This is a genomic window from Streptomyces sp. MnatMP-M17, from assembly GCF_900091995.1.
Classification (GTDB): Bacteria; Actinomycetota; Actinomycetes; order Streptomycetales; family Streptomycetaceae; genus Streptomyces.
Genome location: NZ_FMDK01000440.1, coordinates 1 through 5,585 on the forward strand (window position 1 = coordinate 1; position 5,585 = coordinate 5,585).

The 5,585-nt window shown below is 71.9% G+C and carries 3 protein-coding genes; all 3 read left to right on the forward strand.

Going from position 1 to position 5,585, the window contains the following annotated elements:
* The first annotated feature begins 126 nt into the window (after positions 1-126).
* Positions 127-3,159 carry a serine hydrolase gene (locus GA0115259_RS41995; RefSeq protein WP_237540232.1) on the forward strand — a complete coding sequence of 1,011 codons (3,033 nt, stop codon included), beginning with the start codon at positions 127-129 and terminating at the stop codon, positions 3,157-3,159.
* Positions 3,156-4,151 (forward strand): ABC transporter permease, encoded by a 996-nt coding sequence (locus GA0115259_RS19940; protein WP_256098053.1) that lies wholly within the window; start codon positions 3,156-3,158, stop codon positions 4,149-4,151. The genes GA0115259_RS41995 and GA0115259_RS19940 overlap by 4 nt, the downstream gene beginning before the upstream one ends.
* Before the next feature lies 1 nt (position 4,152).
* Positions 4,153-5,585, forward strand: a 1,433-nt coding sequence (locus GA0115259_RS19945) for an ABC transporter permease subunit (RefSeq protein WP_093598880.1), incomplete at its 3' end; no start/stop codon positions are given.

Genomic DNA, 5,585 nt, shown 5'->3' on the forward strand with positions numbered 1-5,585 from the left:
GGGGTTCGTCCGCCGCGATGAATGTTCCGTCCGTTCTCGTCGTCCTTCACGAATCGGCGGTGACGGCGCGGGTCCTACCATCCCCGAAATCGCCCGCTCTCCCGTCTCAGACACAACGAGGTGCGCATGTCGAAACTCAATGAACTCGACGTCTGGCTGGAAGACCGCCTGCCCGGGCTGCTGGCCGAACACCAGGTGCCCGCCGCGTCGGTCGCGGTGTACGCGCACGGTGAGGTCATCACCCGGGCGGCCGGCGTCCTGAACAAGAACACCGGCGTCGAGGCCACCACGGACTCCGTCTTCCAGATCGGCTCGATCACCAAGGTCTGGACCGCCACCCTGGTGATGCAGCTCGTGGACGAGGGCGCGGTGGACCTCGACGCGCCGGTCCGGACGTATCTCCCGGAGTTCGTCCTCGCCGACGACAACGCCGCGGCGGAGATCACCGTACGGCAGCTCCTGTGCCACACCAGCGGATTCGAGGGGGACGTCTTCACCGACACCGGACGGGGCGACGACGCGGTGGCCAAGCTGATACCGCTGCTCGCCGACATGCCCCAGCTCTTCGCGCCGGGCGAGATGTTCTCGTACAGCAACGCCGGTTTCTGTGTACTCGGCCGTCTCGTCGAGGTGCTGCGGGGCAAGCCCTACGACACGTGTCTGGACGAGTATCTGAGCAAGCCCCTGGGACTGACGCACACCGCTCCCTCCCCCTACGAAGCGATCATGCACCGCGCCGCGATCGGCCACCTTCCCTCTCCGGAGGGCGACGGGCCGGTCCTGGCGCCGGTCTGGTCGCTGGCCCGGTCGAACGTGCCCGGCGGGTCGATGCTGGCGATGCCGCCGCGCGACTTGATCACCTTCGCGCGCATGCACATCGACGGCGGCCTGGGTCCGGACGGGACGCGGGTCCTCTCGGCGGAGAGCGCGCTCGCCATGCGGCAGCGCCAGGTGGAGCTGCCGAACCTCGGGTTCATCGGCACGGGCTGGGGGCTGGGCTGGTCGCTGTTCGACTGGCCGGACGGCGCGGTCGTCGGCCACGACGGCGGTACGGTCGGCCAGTCGGCGTTCCTGCGGGTGGTGCCGGAACACGATGTCGCGGTGGCGCTGCTGACCAACGGCGGCGACACGCTCCCGCTGTACACCACACTCGTCGGGCATGTTCTGCGCGAGCTGGCCGGGATAGGGCTGCCCGCACTGCCGGCGCCGGGCGCGCGGTCGGCGCCGGGCGCGGAATCGGCCGGTGCCCGGGCGTCCCGGTTCGTGGGCACCTACGCGTCGTCCGTATTCGACATCGTGGTCAGCCACGACCCCGAAGGGCGGCTGTGGGCCGAGCGCCTCCCCAAGGGCCCGATCAGCACAGCGGTCGGAAAGTCTTTCGGGAAGACCGAACTGGTCGCGTACGACGGAGACACCCTGGTCGCCGTAGAACCGCTCGGGGGGGCTGTTCCTCCCGTACGCCTTCGTCGGCGACGACGGAGAGGGCCGCGCGCTGTTCGTGCACACCGGCCGTGCCGACCGACGGGTCGAGAGGTGAGGCGCGCCGACGACAGGGCCGCGCGAACGGCCCTGCGGCGCACCGTCACGCTGGCCGGCGCCGTCGTGCTCACCGCGAGCGCGTGCGGAGGACCGGGAGGGAGCCAGGGCCCGGACGCGGACAAGGAGCTTGTGAACGGCAAGACGTTCTCCCAGGCGCTCACCTCCGACCCCGGGACACTCGACCCCCATATGACGGTTCTGTCAGCCGCACTCCAGGCCGACGCCTACCTCTACGACTCACTGCTCGGCCTCGCCCAGGACGGCCGGCCGGTGGCGGGGCTCGCCGAGAAGTGGGAGGCCACGACGGCCACGGCCACCTTCACCCTGCGGCCCGGCATCACCTGCGCCGACGGTACACCGCTGACGGCCGGAGACGTCGCGGCCAACATCAACTTCGTCGGGGATCCGGCGAACAAGTCACCGAGGGCCGGTCTGAGCATCGCGCCCGGGACCAAGGCGACGGCCGACGGCGCGACGCGCACCGTCACCGTGACCAGCGGTGCGCCGGACGCCTTCCTGCTCCGCAACACGGGCAGTCTGCCCATCGTGTGCGCGGCGGGCCTGAAGAACCGTTCGCTGCTCGCCAAGGGCGGGGCCGGCACCGGCATGTTCACCCTCACCGAGGCCGTGGCGAACGACCACTACACGCTCACCCGCCGCAAGGACCGCACCTGGGGTCCCGGCGCGGGAAAGGCGGACGAGCGGGGCCTGCCCGACAAGGTGGTCCTGCGCGTGATCTCGAACGCCACGACCGCGTCGAACCTCCTGTTGTCCGGCCAGCTCAACGCCGCCCAGGTCTACGGCCCCGACCAGAAGCGGCTGACGGCCCAGAAGCTGTTCCACGCGGACTACTCCGTGGTGTGGGGCGAAATATTCTTCAACCAGGCCCCCGGCCGGGCGGGCAAGGACGAGGAGGTCCGCCGCGCCCTGACCCAGGCACTCGACCTGCCGGAGGTCGGCAAGGTGCTCACCAGCGGCAGCGGCCAGGCGGCCACCGGCCTCATCACGGCCGAGCCGCGAGCCTGCTCCGGCGACTCCGTCACGGGCAATGTGCCCGCGCACGACATCGGCGCGGCCAAGGCGGCGCTGGACGCGGCCGGCTGGCGCGCGGGCCCGGACGGCGTACGCGTCAAGGACGGCAAGAGGCTCGCCCTCACCGTGATCTACGGGTCCGTCCTCGGTCCGACGGCGGCACCCGCCGCCGAACTGGTCCAGCAGATGTGGAAGGAGATCGGCGCCGACGTCACGCTGAAGGCCGTCGACGGTCCGGGCGTCAGCCAGACGCTCTTCGGCACCGGGGACTGGGACGTCTCACTGGCCCCGATGGGGTTCTCGCTGCCGAGCCAGGCGGTGCCGTTCCTCTCGGGACGGACGCCGCCGGACGGCACGAACTTCGCGCACATGGCGAACGCCGAGTACACGGCACAGGTGCGCGAGGCGGCGGGACTGGCCGGCGAGGCGAGTTGTCCCGCCTGGCTCGCGGCCGAGAAGGCACTGTTCAAGAAGCTGGACGTGGTGCCGTTCGTGAACACCGTCACCCCGATTTTCGGCAGTGACGCGCGATTCGAGCTCAGCGAGGGCTCCATCCTCCCGTCGACGATCAGGATGTACGCGCGGTGACCGCCGTGGCCGTGGCGTCCGGCCCGCGCGCCGGAGCCCCGCACGCCGGGCCCTGGCTCTCGTTCGCCCGGCGCAGGCTGGGACGGTTCCTCGTCTCGCTGTGGGTACTGGTGACCACGGCGTTCCTGATGATCCAGTTGGTCCCGGGCGATCCGGTCCGGGCCTCGCTGGGTCTGACGGCGCCCGTCGAACTGATCGAGGCCCGGCGGGAGGCGCTGGGCCTGAACGACCCGGTGTGGGTGCGGTACGGCCACTACCTGGGCGGTCTGTTCACCGGCGACTTCAGGACGTCGATGGGCAGCGGCCAGCCGGTGTCCCAGGTGATCGGTGACCGGCTGCCCGCGACGCTGGAGCTGGCGCTGCCGGCGTTCGCCGTGGTGGTCGTCCTGTCCGTCCCGCTCGGTGCGCTGTTCGCGGTGCTGACCAGAGGCGGCCGACGGCGCGGCGGCGAGCTGGCGTTCACCTCGGTGAGCGTGTTCCTCGCCGCCGTACCGGAGTTCCTGGTCGCGGTGGGGCTGGTCGCGCTGCTGTCCGTGCGGCTGGGCTGGTTCCCGGTCGCGGGCAGCGACGGCGCCGGCTCCTACGTACTGCCGGTGGCGGCGCTGGCGATCGGCCCGGCCGCGGTGCTGGCACGGATCGTACGGGTGGAGATGCTGGCGGTGCTGGGCGACGACTACATCCGCACCGCGAGGGCGAAGCGGCTGCCCGGCCGACTGGTGTACGTACGGCACGCGCTGCCGAACGCACTGACCGCCGCGCTGACGATGGGCGGGCTGATGCTCACCTCGATGGTCGCCGGGACGGTCCTGGTGGAGAACGTCTTCGCCTGGCCCGGTCTCGGTTCGACGATCGTGCAGTCGATCCTGCAGAAGGACTACCCGCTGGTGCAGGGTGTCGTGCTCGTGTACGGCATCGGGGTGCTGCTGGTGAATCTGCTGGTCGATGTGTTGCTGGCGCTGCTCGACCCGCGTTCGACAATCCGGGAGAGCTGAGATGACGGCGACGACGACGGCAGCGACGGCGGTGGTGCCGAAGAGGACGAGGCGCGGCGCGCCCTGGCTGGCGGCCGTACGGACACCGGTGGGCGCGTGCTCCGCGGTCCTGCTGGTGGCGGTGGTCCTGCTGGCCGCTCTGGCGCCGGTCGTGTGGGGCGACCGGGCCGCCGCGGTCGACACGAACGCGATCGGCCAGGGCCCGTCCGGAGCGCACCTGCTGGGGACGGACTCGCTCGGCCGTGACATCTTCCACCGGACGCTGGTGGCGACCCGGCTCTCCGTCGAGCTGGCGGTGGCCGCCACCGCGATCGGGGTCACGGCCGGGCTGGTGCTGGGCACGCTGCCCTCGGTGCTGCCGCGCCCGGCGGGCCGGCTGGTGACATCCGCGGTGAACATCGCCGTGGCCTTTCCCGGTCTGCTGCTGGCGCTGTTCTTCGCGGTCATCTTCGGCGTCGGCACCCGCGGGGCGACGCTCGCGATTGCGTTCGCGCTGGCCCCGGGCTTCGCACGGCTGGTGCAGACGCTCGCCGCCGGTGTGGTGGGCCGGGACTTCGTCTCCGCCGCGCGGATCGCGGGCGTCGGCCGCTTCCGGCTGCTCGTCCGGCACGTGCTGCCCAATATCGGCGAGCCGCTGGTGGTGAACGCGACCATCGGCGCGGGCGGCGCCCTGCTCGCGTTCTCCGGGCTGTCGTTCCTCGGCATCGGCGTACAGGCGCCCGACTACGACTGGGGACGGCTGCTCCGGGAGGGCCTGGACGGTATCTATGTGAACCCGGCCGTCGCGCTCGCGCCCGGGGCGGCGGTGGTCCTCGCGGGACTGGCGTTCAACCTGGTGGGAGAGACCGTCGCGGCGGTCGTCGGCGTGCGTACGCCGTCGGCGAGGATCCGGGACCGGCCGGTGCCGCCCGTCCGTACGACGGCGGCGACTACGGCCGAGGAGAAGACCGGCGACGAGCCGCTGCTGGTGGTGGAGAACCTCCAGGTGGCCTTCCCGGGACCGGCCGGATGGACGGCGCCGGTGCGCGGCGTGAGCTTCACCGTGCGCGTGGGCGAGGCGGTCGGTGTCGTCGGGGAGTCCGGGTCGGGCAAGAGCCTGACCGGACTGGCCGTGTCGCGGCTGATCGAGGCGCCGGGTGTGGTGACCGCGGACCGGCTCGAATTCGCCGGAACGCCGCTGCTGACGACCTCGGAGCGGGAGCTGCGCCCGCTGCTCGGCATGTCGCTCGCGATGGTGTTCCAGGACCCGATGACCTCCTTCAACCCGACCCGGCGCATCGGGCGGCAACTGGCGGAGGTGGCCGAGCAGCACCAGGGACTGTCGCGGAGCCGGGCGCTGGCCCGCGCGGTCGACCGGCTGCGCGCGGTGCGGATCCCGGCCGCGGAGCGGCGGGCGCGGCAGTATCCGCACGAGTTCTCCGGCGGGATGCGGCA